This window comes from Acinetobacter sp. ANC_7654 (assembly GCF_056779855.1).
Map to the genome: position 1 here is coordinate 234,690 of NZ_JBWYIR010000003.1, position 21,081 is coordinate 255,770.

The window sequence follows — 21,081 nt, forward strand, 5'->3', positions numbered from 1 at the left end:
AATAGAAGATATCTAATACCAAAGACGAAGATATTTTCCATAACTTTACAGCACAACCAAAGGATGGACACTATGCGCTACGCTGATCCCAATCAACCAGATTCTAAAGTTCAATTTAAAGCACAATACGAAAATTTCATTGGTGGGAAATGGGTTCCTCCAGTAAAAGGTGAGTATTTTGATAATCTTTCTCCCGTAGATGGGAAAGTCTTTACTCGAGTTCCCCGTTCTTCAGTCGAGGATATTGAACTCGCTTTGGACGCAGCTCATGCCGCTAAAACTGAATGGAACAAAACGTCTGCAACAACTCGCTCTAACATTTTATTAAAAATAGCAGATCGCTTAGAAGAGAATCTAGAATTACTTGCTGTGGCAGAAACATGGGACAATGGTAAACCTATCCGTGAAACCTTAGCTGCAGATATTCCACTGTGTATTGACCATTTCCGCTATTTTGCTGGCTGTATCCGCGCACAAGAAGGTGGTATTTCAGAAATCGATGAAGATACTATCGCTTACCATTTTCATGAGCCGTTGGGTGTCGTTGGACAGATTATTCCATGGAACTTTCCGATTTTAATGGCGGCGTGGAAACTTGCGCCTGCATTAGCAGCGGGGAACTGTATTGTCTTAAAACCAGCTGAGCAAACTCCTGTCAGTATTCTAGTTTTAGTTGAACTGATACAAGATATTTTACCACCAGGTGTGCTGAATATCGTCAATGGTTATGGTGTTGAAGTAGGACGCCCTCTTGCCACAAATCCACGTATTTCAAAAATTGCATTTACTGGCTCAACTGCGGTTGGTCAATTAATTATGCAATATGCCACCGAAAATATTATTCCAGTGACATTAGAACTGGGTGGCAAATCTCCAAATATTTTCTTCGAAGACATCATGGATAAGGATGATGAATATCTAGATAAAGCGCTTGAAGGTTTTGCCATGTTTGCCCTGAATCAGGGAGAAATTTGTACTTGTCCATCACGCGCTTTAGTCCAGGAAAGTATTGCTGATAAATTCTTAGAGATGGCTGTAGAGCGCGTGAAGCGAATTAAAACGGGACATCCACTTGATACAGAAACCATGATTGGTGCTCAAGCCTCGCAAGAGCAACAAGATAAAATTTTAGGTTGTATTGCGACAGGTCGTGAAGAAGGTGCTCAAATTCTTACAGGTGGTCAAGCACGTGAAGAAATTGGACAAGGTTTTTATATTGAGCCGACGATTTTCAAAGGCAATAACAGCATGAAAACATTCCAAGAAGAAATTTTTGGACCAGTTTTGGCTGTGACAACATTTAAAGATTTCGACGATGCTATCAACATTGCCAATGACACCATTTATGGATTAGGTGCTGGTGTTTGGTCACGATCAGCGCATACGTCATATCGTGCAGGACGTGCAATTCAATCAGGTCGAGTCTGGACAAATTGCTACCATATCTACCCTGCTCATGCTGCTTTTGGTGGTTATAAAAAATCAGGGATTGGTCGTGAAAATCATAAAATGATGCTGGATCATTACCAACAAACTAAAAATTTATTGGTGAGTTACTCAACTAAACCAATGGGTTTCTTCTAAAACAAAAGCTAAAGAAGCGGCTGATTGCCGCTTCTTTTCTGCTACAGGAGCTTAATGGATTAGCTGGCTTGTAGACTTTTCATATCAATCACAAAACGATATTTCACATCACTTTGAAGCATTCGCTCAAATGCCTCATTAATATTTTGCATATCAATGACTTCAACATCTGACACGATATTGTGCTGACCACAAAAATCAAGTAGTTCTTGAGTTTCTTGAATCCCACCAATCACCGATCCAGCGATTGATTTTCTTCCCATAATCATGGGCACGGAATTGCTGCTAAATTCTCCGAGATAGCCTACCAATACCAGTGTCCCACTCAATGCAAGTGTCGGAATATAAGGCTTTAAATCATGATCATAAGGCACAGTATCAATAATTAAATCAAACTGATTTTTCACTGATTTCATTTGTGTTGGATCTGTTGATAACACGACATGATCTGCACCTAAATCACGTGCATCCTGTTCTTTATTTGCTGATCGTGTAAATAAAGTCACTTCTGCACCAAGTGCATGAGCAAGTTTAATCGCCATATGACCTAAACCACCGAGTCCAACAACAGCCACTTTAGAGCCTTTACCGACATTCCAATGTTTTAATGGCGACCATGTCGTGATCCCAGCACATAAGATGGGTGCAATGGATTGTGTATCTAAATTTTCAGGTACTTTCAATACAAAATCTTGGCTCGCAATGATCGTTTGTGCGTAGCCACCATAAGTAGGTGTTTGATCATGACGATCTAAACTACCATACGTTTGTGTATTGCCAGCTTCACAATATTGCTCCAAACCTTGGTGACAAGCAGAACAAGTACGACATGAATCTACCATACACCCGATTCCGACCAGATCTCCAACCTTAAACTTCGTTACCGATGCTCCGATGCTTTTTACGCGACCAATTACTTCATGACCAGGTACAATTGGGTAACGACTAAAACCCCAATCATTACGCGCTTGATGTAAGTCAGAATGACATACACCGCAGTATTCAATATCAATAATGACATCATCGGTGCGAGCTTGACGTTGCTGGAAAGTATATGGAACCAGTGGACTTTTAGAATCAAGCGCTGCGTAAGCTAAAACATTATGGGTCATCGTGACTTCCTCAAGCTGTTAATTTCGTACTCTCTTATTCGTTATATCACATGAATATTTTTAATAAATTTAGCTGAGTCTCAATCTAATTTCTTTTTCACTTATTTTTGTAATTCGCGCTCTACGAAATGCAAGCGATCTTGCCCCCAGTACATATTTTCCCGTACAAAAAATGTAGGTGCTCCGAATACCCCTCGTTGTACGGCATTGTTTGTTTCATCAATCAATTTTTGTTTTACCACCGGATCTTGGCTTAAATCCAAAAGTTGCTGACCGTCGATTGCATCACCTTGAAATAAATTTATCAGAACTTCTGGATCGGCTAAATTCAAGGGCTTTCTAAACATCGCATCAAAAAGCTTGGTCAAAATCACTTCAAAATATTCATCATGATAGATTTTCACTGCCGTTAATATACGCATTAAAGTCAATGTATTCATTGGAAAATATGGATTCATCTGCATCGGGATCTGATAATAATCTGACCAACGACTTAAGTCTTGCATTGAATAGATCCCTTTAACAGGCACCTCAATTGGACTCTTGTTACCAGTCGACTTAAAAATTCCACCCAATAAAATTGGTGTGTAATCAATCACTGCATTATATTTTTGGGTGATTTCTTGTAGCTTATAAAAAGCCAAATAACTAAATGGACTGCCAAGATCGAAATAAAATTCAACTTTTTGTTGTTGTGTAGTCATGTCTTATCCTTATTAAATATGATTACCACTGTTCAGACCATGGTCGCAAATCCAATTCATGTGTCCAAGCATCTCGTGGTTGATGAGCAATATGCCAATAGTTATCAGCTATATGTTGAGGATTCAAAATACCGTCATGCTGTTTTTTTTCATACAAATGAGGGAAAGTATCTTTAATAAAATCAGTATCAATCGCCCCATCAATAATGATGTGCACAACATGAATATGATGAGGCCCTAACTCTTTTGCCATACTTTGGGCTAAGGCTCTTAACGCATGTTTAGCGCCAGCAAAAGCGCTGAAATATGCTGAACCACGGATGCTTGCTGTTGCACCAGTGAAAATGATAGTGCCGCGCTGCCTTGCGACCATCCGTTTAGCTACTTCACGACCATTTAAAAAAGCACTAAAACAAGCCATTTCCCAGATTTTAAAATATTTACGTGCTGTTTCTTCTAGAATGCTACACGGCATATTTGCTCCAATATTAAAAACCAATACTTCAATCTGACCAATGTCACGTTCAATTGTGTCAATCAGTTGAATCACTTGATCTTCTTTTCTTGCATCTGAAGCAAATCCATAAGCTTTACCACCGTGTGCTTCAATCTCTCGGATGACAGGTGCAAGCTTGTCTGCATTGCGTCGAGTCATACAAGCAGTATATCCACCTCGTGCAAAGCGTTTTGCGATCTCACTGCCTGTGGCATCTCCTGCACCAATGATCAGTGCGACCTTGTTATGTGTTGATTTTTCTTCTGAATAATTAATTTTTGACTGCTGATCGCTCATCATTGCTCCATTAAATAACGATCGTTATTATAACGATCACTATGTTATAGTTTTGATGCACAGTCAATGGTTATTGAATATTCAATATGAGATATAAAGCAGGATATAAAGAAGAAAAACGTCGTGATATTTTAAAAACCAGTGGTGAACTTGCAAAAAAACAAGGTTTTAACAATACTGGGGTTGATGGTTTTATGCACGCTGCAAATATGACCAGCGGTGCTTTCTATTCTCACTTTTCTTCAAAAAAAGACTTATTTAAAGCCTTAATCGAATCTGAAATCGGAGCAAGTATTCAACAGTGGGAAATGAATCCTCATCAAGATCCAGAATCTTGGTTAGATTTTGAAATGAACCGATATCTTTCTCTATTACACGTTCAACACCCAGAAAAAGGCTGTGTTTTACCCTCACTTGCTGCTGAAGTTTCACGCGCTGATGCTGACATTAAACAATGTTTTGAAAACGAACTTCAGCGTGGTTACAAACTATTTGCGCAGCATGCTCCAGAACCTGATTTCGCTTGGGCCATACTCTGTCAAATGGTGGGCTCCGTACTATTAGCGCGTGGAGTTCAAGATGAACGCTTAAAAAAAGATATTCTCAATTCTAGTCTAGCGATGCTTAAGACATTATTAAAAAAAGAGATTGCGAAATAAATCGTTTTATATTGTTTTATGGACGAAACCTTAGTTCCAAAAGCTCTATACTATAATCTCCTCATCATTCTTTTAAGAACGTCACATCATGAGAAAGCTTCCTGAAACAGTATATGCAATACAGCATTTAGCCTTTGAAGATCTAGGTTCTTTTGAGGAGACACTATATCAACTGGGTTATCGGGTCAGATATTTTGATGCAGGTGTGGATGATCTTTCAGTAGCCTTAAAGTACGAAGGTCTGACCATTATTTTGGGTGGACCGATTGGTGTTTATGAGACAGAAGATTACCCTTTCCTACAAACAGAAATAGACTTACTTAAAGAAAGATTAAAACTCCAACGCCCTACGCTTGGCATCTGTCTAGGTGCTCAACTCATTTCAAAAGCCTTGGGCGGTGCAGTATATGCTGGCCATACTAAAGAAATTGGCTGGAGTACGGTAGATATTATAAATGAGCAAGACAACGTTCTAAATTCTTTAAATGGTGTGCCAGTTTTGCATTGGCATGGTGATACCTTTGATCTTCCCGCGCAATCGAAACTTCTGGCGAGCACTCAAATTTATAAAAATCAGGCTTTTCAAGTTGGATCTAATATTTTAGCACTCCAGTTCCATCCTGAAGTGACCTCAGATAGTTTAGAGAAATGGTTGATTGGTCATACTTGCGAATTGCGTAAAGCGGGTATAGATATTACTCAATTACGTGCAGATAACCACCGTTATGCTGAAAAACTTGAATCTGTGGCAGGTTCAATCTTAAGCCGTTTTATTGAACAGATTAAATGATTTTGATTTGATTGCCTTCAACCCAACTGTAGATCAGGATATTGGGTTGTGCTATGCCAATCAATCCACCATTCGTTATGAGCATCCACTCCGTTGCATCCCATTCAACCGAATTTGATAGAGTGAGTAACCGCTTTCAACAGTTAATATTTTTTGATATCAAGTATCTAAAATTTTGTTCAAATTTTTCCAATGTACCCAATCGTTAAGAAGTTTGACTATGGTGAGTCCACATATCACACATATAACTCCATAAATTATTTCAGGAACTATCTGTGATGCACCTAAAGAATTAAACAATCTCCAATATTCATCTTTTTTAAAGTAAAACATTATGGGAGCAAAACTCATAGAAAATAAAACTAGTAAATTCATTACTAAAACTTTTATTTTTCCTTTTTTTGATACCTTTAGTCTAATGATTTCACCTCTAGAGTTTTTTAATACCTGATAACCTGCTCTATTCCATACAAAAGTCCAATAAAGTAACTCAAACTCCATTGCATTAAATTTATCTAAGAAATATTCCAGCTCATTTATATCAACGTTTTTTGCTCCAGTAAGTGCAGAAATTGCTGAATTTAGCAGAAGCGTTTTAACTTCCTCGCTTTCATTAAGATTTTTAATCCTTTCTCGTTCTTCAAAAAAAGATTTAAGACGTAAGTGGCGCTCAAGATATTTTTTTCGATTGTATGATGGTGTAATAAGCTCAATGGCTTTTTCAAATATTTGCAAATACATATTTAAAATAAACTAAATAATTATAATCAGTCCAAATCATAAATCTAAATTTATTTTAAATAAATGCAATTTTTTTAAACCATACAATATCCATGACTTTTTTAAATATTTCTACTCCTATCTCTGCAAGCGTATATCACGTTTAATGAATTGATCTACAAACTTCTTAGTATGGTTATTATCTCCCTGTGTAAAATCGTATGTGACATTGATTCTAAAGCTTGAGCCACGCCAATGACGTAAGCTAATTAGATAAAATTCTTGTTGTAGATTTGGTTCATCTTACTTTCGATAATTACGGGTAGAGCATTAAAAAGAGAAGCTTTTGGCCTCATAAGAAAATAATAAACCGCCCATCTAGGCGGCTTATTTATCACTTAACAAATTGATTTTATTATTTTTTATTATCTACTGAAGCTTCAGTTGTAATATTCACCGTGATTTTATCGCCTACATTAGGCACATATGCTCCAACACCGAATGCAGAACGGTCAAATGAAGTCGTTGCATTGAAACCAATAGACTGCGCTTTCGTCATAGGATGTTCAGCTTGTTTATTCAAAACAGCATCTAGTACGACAGGCTTAGTAACATTTTTAATCGTTAGATCACCTGTGATCTTATACTTGTTCTTACCATTTGGTTGTACTTTAGTACTTTTAAAAGTGATATTCGGATATTTTTCAGCATCAAAGAAATCTGGTTTCAATAAATGTTCATCTAATGCTTTGACATTTGTATTGATACTTGAAAGTGGAATTGTGACATTCACCGCTGAATTCGCAGGCTTTTCATTGTCTACTTTGATCGTCCCTTGGATATCGCTAAAATTACCTGATGGTGTAGAAAAACCAAAATGATCCCAAGTAAATACTGTGGCTGTATGAGTTGGATCGATTTTATACTCAACTGGTTTAGCAACTGAAACTGTTGCTACAGAAAGTACTACGGCACTTAACGCTATTGTTTTAAAGTTCATCAATTTTTCCTCAAATTTTTTAAAACATTTATGAAATGGATAGTGAATAATGTATAGCATTCTGAAATTCTTGCATCAGTACAGATAGAACAGTTTGTTGCAAGATTAGAACGCACCTTAAGAAGGTGTCACTTTTATCAAATCAATTTGATCAGATTATGACTATCACTTGTGTATAGATCATGTTTTTCATCTTTAAGCTTTCTCCTAATAAGCAGTTAACATCAACACATATCTTAAATATGAGATTAAATTAAACATTTATACAATATACTAATATTTTGTCTCATTTATAATACTAAAATTACCACTTTGAACTGGAGAATAATGATGAGTGAACAACAACAAGCGATTGATAAAGCGCTTAAAACTAAAGCACCTAAAGATGTCGTATTGGCTTTTTTATATAATACTGATAAATCAAGAGTAGCGATTGCTTCAGAAAAGTTAGTGGCTGAAGATGCCATTTATACTTCGCTAAATTTTAATAATCCTGAACTTAAACAAATTGAACCTTGGGCTGGTACTTCTACAGGTCGTGATGTCTACATTTATACTTTTTCTAATGTCGGAACTTATTGGACGATCGATGATTTTCAAATCACAGATATTTTAGCTGAAGATGAAACAGTGGCTGTATTCGGTCAATTTACTTATACATCTGTTTACGCTAAGCGCACTTTTACTTCACCTTTTTCAATTAAAGCAATAGTTAAAGATGGCTTAATCACGTATTTCCAGTTTATGGAAGATACTTATGCTTCAGCAGCATCTTTCAGAGTAAGTGGTGAATGGACAATTCAACAAAATGCTGATCCAAAATTAAATTTTACCGTGTCAGAAACTACGGCTAATTAACTGTAAAAAATAATAAAAATAGGATAATAAAAAAGCCTCATAAGAGGCTTTTTTATGACTGTTAAAGCTTTTCAATCAGAATACGATCAATCTGTTTTAATCCTGAAGTTTTTTCACGATTTTTTCGACGTACTTTAATGATTTTCTCTTCAGCCATATCTTGTAGCAATAATTCTACTGCTACCATCGCTTCAAGTGGTAAGTCTTCACCAATCCACTTTTGCTCACCCGCATCCATTAAAGTAATTTCATCACTAATTTGCTCATACAAACTCATTGCGCTACTCACTTCCAATCTGAAATCTAGGGAATGAATGTATCTATATAGATACATAAAAATAAAAAGACGCCCCACAGTTGGGACGCCTTTTAAAACACTTAATTCTAAGAATTAAGCAGTAATTTCTTTCACTGCTGCGACAACTGCTTCAGTCGTAATACCAAAGTGTTGGAACAAATCTTTCGCTGGTGCAGATTCACCATACGTAGTCATACCAATCACACGACCATCAAGACCTACAAATTTCCACCAGTAGTCAACATGCGCCGCTTCAACCGCTACACGCGCACGGATATTAGATGGAAGAACTGACTCACGGTAAGCAGCATCTTGCTTAACAAATTCTTCAGCACATGGCATAGACACAACACGCACACCTTCAAGCTGTGCATAAGCTTCCATTGCCAATGCAACTTCCGAACCTGTTGCAATGATAATCGCTTTCAATTCGCCTTTTTCTTTAGCTAATACATAACCACCTTTCGCAACATCAGCAATTTGTGCTTCTGTGCGTGTTTGGAATGCTAAGTTTTGACGAGAGAAGATCAACGCAGTTGGACCTTCAGAACGTGTTAACGCAGATTTCCAAGAAATTGCTGCTTCAACTGTGTCACATGGGCGCCATGTGTTGAGGTTTGGTGTACCACGTAAAGATGCGATTTGTTCAATTGGTTGGTGTGTTGGACCATCTTCACCCAAACCAATAGAATCGTGTGTGTAAACATGAATCACACGTTGTTTCATCAATGCAGACATACGTACTGCGTTACGTGCATATTCCATAAACATGAGGAATGTTGCTACGTAAGGAATGAACCCACCGTGAAGTGCAACACCGTTTGCGATTGCAGTCATACCGAACTCACGTACGCCATAGTGTACGTAGTTACCTGCAGCATTGTCTTGAACGCCTTGTGCGCCTTTCCAAAGTGTTAAGTTAGAACCTGCTAAGTCAGCAGAACCACCTAAGATTTCAGACAGCATTGGGGCAAATGCTTGGATTGCATTTTGGCTTGCTTTACGTGTTGCGATGGTTTCAGCTTTTGCGTTTACTTCAGCAATATACGCATCCGCTTTTGCAACGAAGTCAGCAGGTAATTCACCGCTTAAACGACGTTTAAGATCAGCCGCTTCAGTTGGATATTTTGCTTCATATTGTGCAAATACTTCGTTCCAAGCTGCTTCTGCTTGTTGACCTTTTTCTTTCGCGTCCCATGCAGCATAAACGTCAGCAGGAATTTCGAATGGACCTTCAGTCCAACCCAACGCTTCACGTGCTAATGCGATTTCGTCGTTACCCAGTGGTGCACCATGGCAATCTTCTTTACCTTGTTTGTTTGGTGAACCTAAACCAATAATCGTTTTACAGATAATGATTGTTGGTTTCTTCGTTTCAGCTTTCGCTTCTAAAGTTGCCGCACGTAATGCATCTGCATCGTGACCATCAACTTTCAATACTTGCCAGCCATAAGCTAAGAAGCGTTGTTCTGTATCGTCAGAGAACCAACCTTCTACTTCACCATCAATTGAAATACCATTGTCGTCATAGTAAGCAATTAATTTACCTAGCCCCAAAGTACCTGCCAATGAACATGCTTCATGAGAAACACCTTCCATTAAACAGCCGTCACCTAAGAAACAGTAAGTGAAATGATCAACGACTTTAATGTCTTCTTTGTTGAATTGCGCTGCTAAGGTTTTTTCAGCCAAAGCAAAACCAACAGCATTCGCGATACCCTGACCCAATGGACCAGTGGTTGTTTCGATACCAGGTGCATAACCTAATTCTGGGTGACCCGGTGTTTTTGAGTGCAATTGACGGAATGCTTTTAAATCTTCAATTGAAAGATCATAGCCAGTCAAATGTAATAATGCATATTGAAGCATTGAGCCATGACCATTTGATAATACAAAACGGTCGCGGTTAGCCCACTGAGGGTTTGTCGGATTGTGATTTAAGAATTGACGCCATACAACATCAGCAATATCAGCCATCCCCATTGGTGCACCTGGATGTCCAGAATTTGCTTTTTGCACAGCATCCATTGCAAGTACACGAATTGCGTTAGCAATGCGACGTTCATTCAGCGGGGTTGTCATAGATCAGTGTCCGATAAATTAAAGATGGGAAATGAATAAAATTCAAAAACTGGGTGTATTGTCTTAAAAAAATCAAACAGCGTAAAGCCCAGAAACGTATATTTCAGCCCTAAAGCGAAAAAATTCATACAATGCGAGTCGGTTTTATCAATATTCAATTCAATCCAATATTTTTTAGTGGCTTGGCCTTTTTTTAAAGTACTGATGTTGAATCATGTATTCACATTCTTTCGTACCCACTTAAGCTGTTTTGTATTTCAGCTCAGTCTTAAAAAGAATAAGTCTTATACAAAAGTTTTCACTTATCAATTTAACAGATGATGATATCAATTAAAAAAACACAAAAATGACATAAATTCATGTTTTTTAGTCAGGTTAAGCTAGTCCTTAACGTTAAGTCGATGTACCATATTGCGTCTTTAGAAATAACTGTGATAGGACTTATGCGCGAGTACGCTGTATTTACTTCAGAATCTGTAAGCGAAGGCCATCCAGATAAAATGGCTGACCAAATCAGTGATGCTATTTTGGATGCAATCTTAAAAGAAGACCCATATGCGCGGGTTGCTTGTGAAACGCTTGTAAAAACAGGTGCTGTTGTTCTTGCAGGTGAAATCACAACAACTGCAAATGTAGACTTTGAAGCAATTGTACGCCAAACCGTAAATGGCATTGGATACCATCATTCTGATTTAGGTTTCGATGGTTCAACTTGTGCTGTCATCAACATGATTGGCAAACAATCTCCTGAAATTGCTCAAGGTGTAGATCGTCAAAAACCTGAAGATCAAGGTGCTGGCGATCAGGGTTTAATGTTTGGCTACGCGAGTCGCGAAACAGATGTTTTAATGCCTGCTCCTATTTCGTATGCGCACCGTCTTATGGAAAAACAAGCAGAACTTCGTCGTAATGGAAGTTTGCCATGGTTACGTCCAGATGCGAAAAGCCAAGTGACTTTTGCATACGAAAATGGCGTACCTGTTCGTTTAGATGCGGTCGTATTATCGACTCAACACGATCCTGAGATTTCACAGACTGATTTAAAAGAAGCTGTCATTGAAGAAATCGTGAAAAAAGTAATTCCAGCAGATATGTTCCATGCGGATACCAAATTCCACATCAACCCTACTGGTATGTTTGTGATTGGTGGTCCAGTCGGTGACTGTGGTTTAACAGGTCGTAAAATCATTGTAGATACATATGGTGGTATGGCTCGTCACGGTGGTGGTGCTTTCTCTGGTAAAGATCCATCTAAAGTAGACCGCTCTGCTGCTTATGCTGGTCGATATGTTGCAAAAAATATTGTTGCCGCTGGTCTAGCCGATAAATGTGAAATTCAAGTGTCTTATGCGATTGGTGTTGCTGAACCAACATCTATCTCAATCAATACATTCAATACTGCTAAGGTTTCTGAAGAATTGATTATTGCATTGGTACGAGAGCATTTCGATTTACGTCCATATGGTATTACACGTATGTTGAATCTCATTCAACCGATGTATAAGCAAACTGCTGCATATGGTCACTTTGGTCGTGAAGGTTCTGATACTGCATTCACTTGGGAAAAGACAGACAAGGTTGAAGCGCTTAAAGCATCAGCTGGTTTGTAATTTCCAAATAAAAAAGCCCACATTGATGTGGGCTTTTTTATAGATTCAATTTGCTTTATCACTTTGATGAAGCGTGTCCAAAAACGACTGCTTCACAGGGACATTTTGGTTATCTTGTAAATATAAATGGGCCACTTTAAACACAATGGCTGCGGCTAAACACGCAATGATACAAAATATCCAAAAACCATAAGGTGTTCTGATATTTTGTGATCCGCATTCAGAACACACTTTGTCTGTCGAAGCAACCACCTTGTCGCAACACGCACAATGATACTGATACAGCATACTCATCCTCCCGATTTGACTGTCTTTTTATTTTTATCTACATCACCTTAGAGGCTAATATTTATACTATATAAGCCTTCACCAATAATCAACCTCAGATGTAGCTATAAAACAGCAACCATCTATGTCTTCATTCAATATCTTGTATTATCAGATATCTATATGAATTTTTTTTGACAACCTGCTCTATCATTCTTTTTTCTTCTAGAGATTATCCATATTTTATTCACGCACTCGCCCATCATATCCGCATGGAAATCATAAATTGAAGTAAAATAAACGTAGTTAAAAAATGATGATATGACGATGGTTCAATTAATTAAGAAAGGCGGCTTGAGAGAAAGAGCAAACAGAAGTCGCTCTTATCAAGGTTCTGAAAATACTGAAGCAACTTTGCGACCAAGACGTTATCAGCAAGACACGCTCGTTCTGACTCAAACAGAAGAGTTAGATCAGGATTCAGTTAAGCAAAATAAGCGCATCTATCCACAACCAGACTGCAAAGATCAAAAATAGACCACCCGATGCCATATCTATGTAATGCCCTGAACGCTGGTAGAGCTGTTTAATTTTAGGTCGTGCTAAAACGACCATCAAAAACGTAAAGGTTAAAAACGTTTGAATCGGAATAATGACTGCCAGTTGTATTTTCAACATCTCTGGTGCTGAAGCAGTTAAGGCAAGTGAAAATACACTACTAAAATAAATCAGTGTTTTAGGATTGGATAGGTTTGTAAACAACCCCATCAGAAAGTATTTTTCAGCTTTTAAAGGTAACTGATTTTCATCAATTGCATCAAGTTTAAAAGACTTATAGGTTTGCCAACCACCCTTTAGCATCGCCCAGCCCATTTTTGCCAAAAATAAACCACCGACTAACATTAAGACTTGTTGAATCCATGGGAATTGGGCAATCAAAAGTGCAAAACCTGATAAGGTTAAAATCACCCAAAATAAAATTCCAATAGAAATACCTAAAATAACTTTCAACGTGTTTGCGATTGTGGTTGACGCTGCGCATTTGGCAATCAACAAAATATCAGGTCCAGGACTCAATTGAGCAACAAGATGTAGGACACAGATGGTAAGTAATAGAGACATAAATCAAAAATGAATAAAAATTGTTTGAATTATACTGTTTTTTAGGAAAATCGAGATACAAAAATAAAAAAACCAGACATTACATCTGGTTTTGAACATGCGCAATTTACTTTTGATTAACGTCTTTCATTTCAATTTTCTTTGCTTCAGGTGTAATTTCTCTTGCTTCACCATCAATGATAGTAGAGTCATTTGAACCACGACCGTGCTGCTGGCTTTGCATTTCTTGCATTTGGCGCATTAAATCTGCAAATGGATTCTGACCATTTGCTTGACCACCCATGCCGCCCATATCTCCCATCATACCACCCATCATTTTTTCCATCATGGCTTGCTGACGCTTCATCATGGTTTTCATCATCACCGCTTTAAATGCTGTTTGAACAGGTGGAATTAGAATAAGTAAGGCGAATAGATCGGAAATTAACCCCGGAATCAAAAGGAAAATACCCGCAATAATTTTAGGTAAGTTATTGGTCAAATTCGGATCAGCACTCATATGACCTTGTTGCATTTGCTGCATCTGTGGCATTAAACCTGATGCATGAGAACGAACCATATTTAAACCAATAAAGAATGCAGCAATAAACCAGAAGAATACATACCACATACTTCCGACTAGATCACCCACACCGACCCATACGAAGATTTCAAGGACTATACCGATTAAAACAATAAGAGCTAATTTCATGAAATGTAATCTAATCTCAAAAATTTAAATATAGGGTCGTAATCATCTGCTCAATCTGTATCAAGCTTTTTTCATACGCTTATGTAACAATATGGGCATTATTTTATTTTTAAAGTCATGGAATGTCATTAATTATCGGAATTGATCCTGGTTCACGTCTAACAGGTTACGGTATTATTCAAAAAGAGGGGCAAAAACTCACTTTTGTTGATGCTGGAACAATTCGCACTGAAACACCTGACATGCCTGAGCGTCTAAAACGAATTTTTTCAGGCATTGAAAGAATCGTTAAATTTCATGGTCCTACCGAAGCTGCTGTGGAACAGGTATTTATGGCGGTCAATCCTGACTCTGCCTTAAAACTTGGTCAAGCACGCGGTGCAGCTATAGCGGCATTGGTCAATTTAGATCTACAAGTGGCTGAATATACTGCGCGTCAAATTAAACAATCTGTTGTTGGCTATGGCGCTGCTGATAAAGAACAGGTTCAAATGATGGTTATGCACATACTTAATTTAAGTATTAAACCACAAGCAGATGCTGCAGATGCACTTGCCGCAGCAATTTGCCATGCACATGCCTCTGGCAGTATGAGTAAATTGGCTGTTTTAAATGCTTTAGGTGGAATGGCACGTGGACGAAGCCGCAGCAGTAGTCGTCGACGTTAAAAGTCTCTCGACACTCAATGCACTTATTGGCGAATTTGAAAGTTATCGAAATCACGCTCTTTGATGTCAATTAAGTCTTCATAGAAGATTTGCTTAACTTTACTATTATGAGGCCCTGCCATGGCCAGTTTGATCATGTCATTTACATCTTTATATGTGCCAACAATGATAGCTTCCACATCCCCATTATCCATATTTTTAACGTAACCAGTTAAATGCAACTTTAAGGCTTGTTCCATAAACCAGCGACGAAATCCGACCCCTTGAACAAGACCTTGTATCGTTAATTTTAAATATCGCATATCTATCCCTGAATTTTATTTTAGATTTACTATTTGATAAATCGCTTTAGCCATATTCTGAGCTAACAAACCACGTTCACCCTGTTGAGCCAATACATCACCTGCCACGGCATGTAAGTTAACAATTTCATGAAGCTGGATGGAATTAGACAATTGTCCTTTAAGACTAGCAATCATTCCTGCAAGAATATCCCCCATTCCACCTGTACCCATTCCTGGATTACCCTGGGTGCAAATCCAAATGGTTTGCTGCGTGTCAATTGTTAAACTTCCTGCACCTTTTAATACCCATTCACCAGCATACAGTGTTTGTAATCGTTTAATTGCTTTGATGCGGTCATGCTCAACTTCCGCCACGCTAGAGTGTAAAAGTTTTGCAGCCTCACCAGGATGTGGCGTTGCGTAAGTTCTCTCATTAAGTCGAATGGGCTTTTCAGATAAGAACCACAATGCATCAGCATCGAGTACAGTCGGTTTGTTCGTAGAGGACAGAATACTCATCCATTGATCATATTGCTCAGCTGCCCAATCATCACGTCCCAACCCCATTCCAAAACAAATCGAATCGACTTGCTGTAGCAAATTTTTTCGTTGTGATGGATCGAAACGATTAATATCCTGCACCATTACATTGGGAGATCGTGACAAAATTGCTGAATGATGTTTAGCATCACACACGATCGTGACTTTACCCGCCCCAGCGGCAAATGCAGCTTCAGCCGCCATAATCACCGCACCTCCCATTTGTGCATGACCGCCAATCACGAGCACATGCCCATACGTTCCTTTATGTCCTGTAGAGTGTCGTCGCGGCAAAATTGTTTTGACTGGGCTTAATCGGGCCACAGGTTTTAAATCTGAGTCACATGGTAAAATGGGAATGAGTTTTAGATGTCCTATAAAATCCTGTGCACGCCCTACAAATTGCCCTACCTTATATGCGAGTGCGGTAAGCGTATGCTGAGCATGAATAGCCATTGGTAATGGTTGACCTGTATTTGCATCTAAACCGCTCGGCATATCAATCGCAATTTTGACGCCGTCTTGCTCATTAATATGATGGATAATTCTCTGCCAGTCTTCACTTAAAGTACGATTAATTCCAATTCCAAACAATGCATCAATATAGACATCATAACCCTTACAATGGTTCAGATCGGTGAACTGCTTAAGTGGTATGGATTGACTCATTTTATAAGCACTCTGCAAGGAGTCAGCCGAGTGATGATCGACTTGTGAAAAATAAAAAATATCGATTTCTAGATTTTGGTTGAATGAACAATGTCGTGATAAAGAGTGCTGTGCTAAATAGTACGTAACAAGATAACCATCCCCTGCATTATTTCCTTTGCCGCAGCAGACTGCGATACGGATTTTCTTTTTTTCAATACCTTGAAGAATTGTGATGATTTCTTGTGCCATCATCCAAGCAACTTGCTGCATAAGACCAAAAGCACTATTTTGATCGTCAAACCAGCGCTGTTCCCAAGCTTGTATCTCACTGCTGTGATAAACTTGTTGATGCATTATCGTTCCTTTTTTTATTTATGACTCAATCTCTCTCATCTATACCAGCTCGTATTCCAACACAGCAATTTGATCCTCATGCGCTTAAAGCTTGGATTAAATCTCAAGCATTGGAACTGGGCTTCGCTGATTGTGTCATTGCCCGACCTGATGCTCAAGATGAATTACCTCGATTAAAAGCATATTTAGATCAAGGATTTCATGGTGACATGAAGTTCCTCGAAGAAAATTTGGAAAAACGTGCTAATCCAACACTGTTGGTTCCCCATACAAAAAGTATTATCTGCGTCAGAATGAATTATTTGGTTGAACGACCTCAACCTCGAACAGTACCTGATTTCCCTAATTCTGCCGTTATTGCGCGATATGCACGCGGACGGGATTACCATAAAACCATGCGCGGTAAATTAAAAACACTTTCAAACCTTATTCGAGAAAAAGTCGGTCCATTTGAATCAAGACCTTTCGCCGATTCAGCGCCTATTTTTGAAAAATCACTCGCTGAATCTGCAGGTATGGGTTGGACAGGCAAACATACCCTGCTCATCCACAAAAAATCGGGCTCCTTTTTTGTACTCGGTGAACTGTTTAGTTCTCTTGAATTACCCTTTGACGAGCCTGCCAGTGCGCATTGCGGCTCATGTACAGCATGTATTGATATTTGTCCAACGCAGGCAATTGTAGCGCCATATCAATTAGATGCCCGAAAATGTATTGCCTATCTGACCATTGAATACCAAGGGGTGATTCCTGAAGAACTACGCCGTGGCATAGGTAATCGCGTATTTGGATGTGATGATTGCCAGCTGATTTGTCCTTGGAATAGTTTCGCACAAATCACAACGGTTGCTGATTTCCATCCCCGTCATGGGCTGGATCGTCTTTCTTTAATTGAATTATGGCAATGGGACGAAGCAACATTCTTAGCCAACACAGAAGGCAGTCCACTGCGTAGAACAGGCTATGAAAGCTTTATGCGGAATATTGCGATTGGAATCGGGAATGCACCGTATCATCCAAACAATATTGAGCAATTGATACTAAAAAGAAATCAGTCTAGTGAGATTGTGCAAATCCATATTGACTGGGCAGTACAAGAACAACACTCAAAAAGAAATAATTAACACTACTTTTCCAAGATGACTTGACAAGACAAAATCACCATTTTGAGCATGATCTGAAATTTTAAGCACACGTTAGCAACAAGTTCTCAACTTCAAGTTCCCAAAAAATAATTCTGCGGCGAAAAACGCATAAAAATAGTTAAGTTTGTAACTAAATCCACAATGATTAATTTCTATTGAGTTGGCAAATTTGATAATTTTTTTGAGTCATTATTGTCATATTTTACGATTTTGCATTATTAAAATTACAGTATGATCAAATAAGTAGCTTTTTAATTGATGGATAAATTATGCAAGTACGCAATGATTGGACGCGTGAAGAAATACAAAAACTCTATGAACAACCTTTCATGGACTTAATTTTCGAAGCACAACGCGTGCATCGTCAATACTTTGATGCTAATACCATTCAGGTCAGTACATTACTATCGATCAAAACGGGTAAATGTCCTGAAGATTGTAAATACTGTTCTCAATCTGCACGTTATGATTCCAAACTTGAGGCCGAAAAAAGAATTGCTGTTGAAAAAGTAATTAATGAAGCCAAAGAAGCTCTCGCTTCTGGATCATCTCGTTTTTGTATGGGTGCTGCATGGCGAAATCCTCATGAACGCGATATGCCTTATGTACTTGAAATGGTACGTGAGGTAAAGGCCCTAGGACTTGAAACTTGTATGACCTTAGGGATGCTCAATCAATCACAAGCGGAACGTTTAAAAGAAGCAGGTTTAGATTATTACAATCACAATTTAGATACCTCTCGTGAGTACTATCCAAATGTGATTACCACACGCACTTATGATGATCGTTTAAATACTTTAGACTTTGTACGCCAAGCAGGCATGAAAGTGTGTAGCGGTGGAATTGTTGGCTTAGGTGAAGATACTCAAGATCGTATTGGTCTATTACATGAACTTGCGACCTTAGCTATTCATCCAGAATCGGTACCAATCAACATGCTTGTGCCGATCGAAGGCACACCCTTAGCAGACGTTGAAAAACTCGATGTGACTGAATGGATTCGCACTATTGCCGTAGCGCGTATTATCATGCCAAAAAGTTATATAAGACTTTCAGCGGGTCGTGAATCTCTTTCTGATTCGGATCAAGCATTAGCGTTTATGGCGGGTGCTAACTCTTTGTTCTCAGGTGAAAAGCTTTTAACGACACCTAATGCTGGTGAAGGCAAAGATAAGCAGTTATTCGATAAGTTAGGTCTAAAAGCAGAAAAAGCGAAGCCGACTGTATCAGAGCTGACTATAGATGCAATGGCAAGTTAATTCATAAGATTAGCTAAATAAAAAAACCGAAGCTTTGCTTCGGTTTTTATGATGTGATCAATATGCCATAACTGGCATTAAGATACTGTCCTGGCTTAATCTCATCTGTTCCATTGGCATGGTGTACCGTTATTTTTTGACTAAATGCATCAAACTCAAAGCGATCATAACTATCTTGGTGGTGCATCAACCAATAAATCGTATCTATGACATGATCATCACAAATATAAGTATTGGATTTAAAATCTTTACCCATTTAATTTAAACCCTTTCTCCAATCACAATATGATTATATCTCAATTCATTTTATTGAATATCATTTTCTTTATTTAAGATAATATCTAATTTTTTATTAATCCAACATATTATATTTACATATCACAATAAATCGATTTTCACACATTTTATTAGCGCTATTATTTTATTTTAATTTAGAATAAAGACTGATTATTATGAGTATTATTAATTTAAAACCTCAAACTGCATTGCAACACCGCCCCAGCGCACTGACCACACAAATTAATGCTGTATGGGGACAAGGACCCTCTTCACGTTATGAAAATCTCGCCTCGTTATTCAGACCTACATTTGAAAAAATCAAAGCTTCGCGATCAGAACGCGAAAAAAAGCGAATTTTAGCTTTTGAACAGATTCAATGGTTAAAAGACATCGGTTTTACGAAACTTCGCTTACCCAGTTCGCAAGGGGGATTTGATGCAACGATTCCAGAATTATTTAATCTATTAATCGAACTTGCCGAAGCTGATGCAAATTTACCGCAGGCACTTCGCGTACATTTTGGCTTTGTGGAAGATTTACTGCTCAGCCGCGACCCACAGTTTAAATCTATATGGCTTCCTAGAGTGGCTCAAGGTCAAATTATTGGAAGCGCATGGTCTGAAGGTGGAAATGAGTCCATTCATGAATTTAAAACGAGACTTTCCAAAGATGCTGAGGGACGCACGATATTGAATGGACAAAAATTTTATACCACAGGAAGCTTGTATGCAGACTGGATTGATGTGGGTATTACTGATTTGTATGGAGAATCAGCCAGTATTCTAATCCCTCGACATGCTGAAGGTGTTGAGATTGTGGATGACTGGAATGGTTTTGGTCAAATTCTTACAGCAAGTGGTACTACTAAGTTCACTGATGTTGTTGTGAATCAACAAGATGTCATCGGAGACCAACAGCGCTTTAAATATTCAGCAGCATTCTATCAACTGATTCAATTGGCAATTATTTCAGGGCTTACAAGAGCAGCAAGCTATGAAGTATCAGCTGAGGTTTATAAACGTGAAAGAAATTATACGCATGCCAATGCTTCCTTCGTCCGTAATGATGCTCAAATCCTACAAGTGGTGGGTCAAATTCGTGGTGTCGCGTACACCACTGCAGCAATTATTGGAAAAAATGCACAGGCGATACAACGTGCTTTTGAAGCTGGGTTGAATGATAATGAACAACTCGAAGCAGATCAAAATGCCATAGCAGAATTAGAGGTTGCTCAATCTCAAACCATTATCACCACACTTGCATTAAATGCTTCGACCATCATTTTTGATGCTCTAGGAGCATCAGCCACTGATAAAAACTTAGCTTTAGATCGTTTCTGGCGAAATATTCGTACGCTTGCATCACACAACCCAAGAATTTATAAAGATCGAATTGTCGGAGACTTTAGCGTAAATGGTGCATTGCCCCCTTATCAATGGCGTATCGGTAAAGTTGATGAATCAGGGCTTCTGCAAACAGATAAGGCTTCTTGAGCTCGCTTTAAATCGTTAAGACACTATTCTTTAGTGTTTTTTTTTAGTGTCTTTTTTTAGTGTTTTTTAAAGTGATCTATCTAAATCGCTTAGGCTATTAGAGCTCTTATTTACGAAC

23 protein-coding genes are annotated in these 21,081 nt (G+C 38.3%); 10 read left to right on the forward strand and 13 right to left on the reverse strand.

Going from position 1 to position 21,081, the window contains the following annotated elements; translation table 11 throughout:
* Positions 1-72 precede the first annotated feature (72 nt).
* Complete coding sequence (exaC, locus tag AC1M86_RS05455) at positions 73-1,584, forward strand: acetaldehyde dehydrogenase ExaC (protein ID WP_035263774.1); 1,512 nt, start codon at positions 73-75, stop codon at positions 1,582-1,584.
* 59 nt (positions 1,585-1,643) lie between these two features.
* On the opposite strand, the gene AC1M86_RS05460 is transcribed toward exaC, so the two are convergent.
* From AC1M86_RS05460 to AC1M86_RS05470, 3 genes are all read right to left on the reverse strand, one after another.
* Entirely contained in the window at positions 1,644-2,696 is a 1,053-nt protein-coding gene (locus AC1M86_RS05460; protein ID WP_481607442.1) for an NAD(P)-dependent alcohol dehydrogenase, read from the reverse strand.
* 101 nt (positions 2,697-2,797) lie between these two features.
* Positions 2,798-3,400, reverse strand: a complete 603-nt coding sequence (locus AC1M86_RS05465) for a 2-hydroxychromene-2-carboxylate isomerase (protein ID WP_481607443.1) — start codon at positions 3,398-3,400, stop codon at positions 2,798-2,800.
* A gap of 22 nt (positions 3,401-3,422) precedes the next feature.
* Positions 3,423-4,193, reverse strand: a complete 771-nt coding sequence (locus AC1M86_RS05470) for an SDR family oxidoreductase (protein WP_481607444.1) — start codon at positions 4,191-4,193, stop codon at positions 3,423-3,425.
* Positions 4,194-4,279: 86 nt separating this feature from the next.
* Here AC1M86_RS05470 and AC1M86_RS05475 point away from each other — a divergent pair, with 86 nt between their 5' ends.
* Both AC1M86_RS05475 and AC1M86_RS05480 read left to right on the forward strand, forming a co-directional pair.
* On the forward strand, positions 4,280-4,852 hold the full coding sequence (locus AC1M86_RS05475; protein WP_481607445.1) for a TetR/AcrR family transcriptional regulator: 573 nt from the start codon (positions 4,280-4,282) through the stop codon (positions 4,850-4,852).
* 88 nt (positions 4,853-4,940) lie between these two features.
* Positions 4,941-5,642, forward strand: coding sequence for a glutamine amidotransferase (locus AC1M86_RS05480; RefSeq protein WP_481595375.1), 702 nt, complete (start codon positions 4,941-4,943; stop codon positions 5,640-5,642).
* A gap of 159 nt (positions 5,643-5,801) precedes the next feature.
* Here the strand turns inward: AC1M86_RS05480 and AC1M86_RS05485 are convergent, their stop codons facing one another.
* Together AC1M86_RS05485 and AC1M86_RS05490 are read right to left on the reverse strand one after the other, a co-directional pair.
* Positions 5,802-6,383, reverse strand: a complete 582-nt coding sequence (locus AC1M86_RS05485) for a hypothetical protein (protein WP_481607446.1) — start codon at positions 6,381-6,383, stop codon at positions 5,802-5,804.
* 394 nt (positions 6,384-6,777) lie between these two features.
* On the reverse strand, positions 6,778-7,362 hold the full coding sequence (locus AC1M86_RS05490; protein ID WP_179998144.1) for a YceI family protein: 585 nt from the start codon (positions 7,360-7,362) through the stop codon (positions 6,778-6,780).
* 330 nt (positions 7,363-7,692) lie between these two features.
* Here AC1M86_RS05490 and AC1M86_RS05495 point away from each other — a divergent pair, with 330 nt between their 5' ends.
* Complete coding sequence (locus tag AC1M86_RS05495; protein WP_035263788.1) at positions 7,693-8,220, forward strand: nuclear transport factor 2 family protein; 528 nt, start codon at positions 7,693-7,695, stop codon at positions 8,218-8,220.
* A gap of 61 nt (positions 8,221-8,281) precedes the next feature.
* Here AC1M86_RS05495 and AC1M86_RS05500 read toward each other — a convergent pair whose 3' ends face one another.
* Together AC1M86_RS05500 and tkt are read right to left on the reverse strand one after the other, a co-directional pair.
* Positions 8,282-8,497, reverse strand: a complete 216-nt coding sequence (locus tag AC1M86_RS05500; RefSeq protein WP_035263790.1) for a hypothetical protein — start codon at positions 8,495-8,497, stop codon at positions 8,282-8,284.
* Positions 8,498-8,611: 114 nt separating this feature from the next.
* Positions 8,612-10,600: a transketolase gene (gene tkt / locus AC1M86_RS05505; protein WP_481607447.1), complete on the reverse strand. Its 1,989-nt coding sequence runs from the start codon at positions 10,598-10,600 to the stop codon at positions 8,612-8,614.
* A gap of 443 nt (positions 10,601-11,043) precedes the next feature.
* Here tkt and metK point away from each other — a divergent pair, with 443 nt between their 5' ends.
* On the forward strand, positions 11,044-12,210 hold the full coding sequence (gene metK, locus AC1M86_RS05510; RefSeq protein ID WP_035263794.1) for a methionine adenosyltransferase: 1,167 nt from the start codon (positions 11,044-11,046) through the stop codon (positions 12,208-12,210).
* A 45-nt stretch (positions 12,211-12,255) separates the two neighbouring features.
* Here the strand turns inward: metK and AC1M86_RS05515 are convergent, their stop codons facing one another.
* Positions 12,256-12,498, reverse strand: coding sequence for a hypothetical protein (locus AC1M86_RS05515; protein ID WP_035263796.1), 243 nt, complete (start codon positions 12,496-12,498; stop codon positions 12,256-12,258).
* A 306-nt stretch (positions 12,499-12,804) separates the two neighbouring features.
* On the opposite strand from AC1M86_RS05515, the gene AC1M86_RS05520 reads away from it, so the two are divergent.
* Positions 12,805-13,014 (forward strand): hypothetical protein, encoded by a 210-nt coding sequence (locus AC1M86_RS05520; RefSeq protein WP_035263798.1) that lies wholly within the window; start codon positions 12,805-12,807, stop codon positions 13,012-13,014.
* Here the strand turns inward: AC1M86_RS05520 and AC1M86_RS05525 are convergent.
* Entirely contained in the window at positions 12,958-13,599 is a 642-nt protein-coding gene (locus tag AC1M86_RS05525; protein WP_179998148.1) for a LysE family transporter, read from the reverse strand. The two genes, AC1M86_RS05520 and AC1M86_RS05525, sit on opposite strands and share 57 nt — an antisense overlap.
* A gap of 106 nt (positions 13,600-13,705) precedes the next feature.
* Positions 13,706-14,290, reverse strand: a complete 585-nt coding sequence (locus AC1M86_RS05530; protein WP_035263802.1) for an FxsA family protein — start codon at positions 14,288-14,290, stop codon at positions 13,706-13,708.
* A gap of 122 nt (positions 14,291-14,412) precedes the next feature.
* Here AC1M86_RS05530 and ruvC point away from each other — a divergent pair, with 122 nt between their 5' ends.
* Positions 14,413-14,958 (forward strand): crossover junction endodeoxyribonuclease RuvC, encoded by a 546-nt coding sequence (ruvC, locus tag AC1M86_RS05535; protein ID WP_481607448.1) that lies wholly within the window; start codon positions 14,413-14,415, stop codon positions 14,956-14,958.
* A gap of 23 nt (positions 14,959-14,981) precedes the next feature.
* Here the strand turns inward: ruvC and AC1M86_RS05540 are convergent, their stop codons facing one another.
* Both AC1M86_RS05540 and AC1M86_RS05545 read right to left on the reverse strand, forming a co-directional pair.
* On the reverse strand, positions 14,982-15,260 hold the full coding sequence (locus tag AC1M86_RS05540) for an acylphosphatase (RefSeq protein WP_092766403.1): 279 nt from the start codon (positions 15,258-15,260) through the stop codon (positions 14,982-14,984).
* Between the two features lie 15 nt (positions 15,261-15,275).
* On the reverse strand, positions 15,276-16,787 hold the full coding sequence (locus tag AC1M86_RS05545) for an NAD(P)H-hydrate dehydratase (protein ID WP_481607449.1): 1,512 nt from the start codon (positions 16,785-16,787) through the stop codon (positions 15,276-15,278).
* A gap of 20 nt (positions 16,788-16,807) precedes the next feature.
* On the opposite strand from AC1M86_RS05545, the gene queG reads away from it, so the two are divergent.
* Complete coding sequence (gene queG / locus AC1M86_RS05550; RefSeq protein ID WP_481607450.1) at positions 16,808-17,911, forward strand: tRNA epoxyqueuosine(34) reductase QueG; 1,104 nt, start codon at positions 16,808-16,810, stop codon at positions 17,909-17,911.
* 290 nt (positions 17,912-18,201) lie between these two features.
* Positions 18,202-19,191 carry a biotin synthase BioB gene (bioB, locus tag AC1M86_RS05555; protein WP_481592720.1) on the forward strand — a complete coding sequence of 330 codons (990 nt, stop codon included), beginning with the start codon at positions 18,202-18,204 and terminating at the stop codon, positions 19,189-19,191.
* Between the two features lie 46 nt (positions 19,192-19,237).
* Here the strand turns inward: bioB and AC1M86_RS05560 are convergent, their stop codons facing one another.
* Positions 19,238-19,447 carry a hypothetical protein gene (locus AC1M86_RS05560; RefSeq protein ID WP_481591093.1) on the reverse strand — a complete coding sequence of 70 codons (210 nt, stop codon included), beginning with the start codon at positions 19,445-19,447 and terminating at the stop codon, positions 19,238-19,240.
* 196 nt (positions 19,448-19,643) lie between these two features.
* On the opposite strand from AC1M86_RS05560, the gene AC1M86_RS05565 reads away from it, so the two are divergent.
* Entirely contained in the window at positions 19,644-20,963 is a 1,320-nt protein-coding gene (locus tag AC1M86_RS05565; protein WP_481607451.1) for an acyl-CoA dehydrogenase family protein, read from the forward strand.
* Positions 20,964-21,081 lie beyond the last annotated feature (118 nt).

Bases quoted from the DNA above. Each gene is read 5' to 3' on its own strand.
- AC1M86_RS05530 (WP_035263802.1), bottom strand. From the start codon at position 14,290: ATGAAATTAGCTCTTATTGTTTTAATCGGTATAGTCCTTGAAATCTTC.
- queG (WP_481607450.1), top strand. From the start codon at position 16,808: ATGACTCAATCTCTCTCATCTATACCAGCTCGTATTCCAACACAGCAA.
- metK (WP_035263794.1), top strand. From the start codon at position 11,044: ATGCGCGAGTACGCTGTATTTACTTCAGAATCTGTAAGCGAAGGCCAT.
- AC1M86_RS05495 (WP_035263788.1), top strand. From the start codon at position 7,693: ATGAGTGAACAACAACAAGCGATTGATAAAGCGCTTAAAACTAAAGCA.
- exaC (WP_035263774.1), top strand. From the start codon at position 73: ATGCGCTACGCTGATCCCAATCAACCAGATTCTAAAGTTCAATTTAAA.
- AC1M86_RS05545 (WP_481607449.1), bottom strand. From the start codon at position 16,787: ATGCATCAACAAGTTTATCACAGCAGTGAGATACAAGCTTGGGAACAG.
- AC1M86_RS05460 (WP_481607442.1), bottom strand. From the start codon at position 2,696: ATGACCCATAATGTTTTAGCTTACGCAGCGCTTGATTCTAAAAGTCCA.
- AC1M86_RS05565 (WP_481607451.1), top strand. From the start codon at position 19,644: ATGAGTATTATTAATTTAAAACCTCAAACTGCATTGCAACACCGCCCC.
- bioB (WP_481592720.1), top strand. From the start codon at position 18,202: ATGCAAGTACGCAATGATTGGACGCGTGAAGAAATACAAAAACTCTAT.
- AC1M86_RS05520 (WP_035263798.1), top strand. From the start codon at position 12,805: ATGGTTCAATTAATTAAGAAAGGCGGCTTGAGAGAAAGAGCAAACAGA.
- AC1M86_RS05490 (WP_179998144.1), bottom strand. From the start codon at position 7,362: ATGAACTTTAAAACAATAGCGTTAAGTGCCGTAGTACTTTCTGTAGCA.
- ruvC (WP_481607448.1), top strand. From the start codon at position 14,413: ATGTCATTAATTATCGGAATTGATCCTGGTTCACGTCTAACAGGTTAC.
- tkt (WP_481607447.1), bottom strand. From the start codon at position 10,600: ATGACAACCCCGCTGAATGAACGTCGCATTGCTAACGCAATTCGTGTA.
- AC1M86_RS05540 (WP_092766403.1), bottom strand. From the start codon at position 15,260: ATGCGATATTTAAAATTAACGATACAAGGTCTTGTTCAAGGGGTCGGA.
- AC1M86_RS05515 (WP_035263796.1), bottom strand. From the start codon at position 12,498: ATGCTGTATCAGTATCATTGTGCGTGTTGCGACAAGGTGGTTGCTTCG.
- AC1M86_RS05525 (WP_179998148.1), bottom strand. From the start codon at position 13,599: ATGTCTCTATTACTTACCATCTGTGTCCTACATCTTGTTGCTCAATTG.
- AC1M86_RS05465 (WP_481607443.1), bottom strand. From the start codon at position 3,400: ATGACTACACAACAACAAAAAGTTGAATTTTATTTCGATCTTGGCAGT.
- AC1M86_RS05480 (WP_481595375.1), top strand. From the start codon at position 4,941: ATGAGAAAGCTTCCTGAAACAGTATATGCAATACAGCATTTAGCCTTT.
- AC1M86_RS05485 (WP_481607446.1), bottom strand. From the start codon at position 6,383: ATGTATTTGCAAATATTTGAAAAAGCCATTGAGCTTATTACACCATCA.
- AC1M86_RS05500 (WP_035263790.1), bottom strand. From the start codon at position 8,497: ATGAGTTTGTATGAGCAAATTAGTGATGAAATTACTTTAATGGATGCG.
- AC1M86_RS05470 (WP_481607444.1), bottom strand. From the start codon at position 4,193: ATGAGCGATCAGCAGTCAAAAATTAATTATTCAGAAGAAAAATCAACA.
- AC1M86_RS05475 (WP_481607445.1), top strand. From the start codon at position 4,280: ATGAGATATAAAGCAGGATATAAAGAAGAAAAACGTCGTGATATTTTA.
- AC1M86_RS05560 (WP_481591093.1), bottom strand. From the start codon at position 19,447: ATGGGTAAAGATTTTAAATCCAATACTTATATTTGTGATGATCATGTC.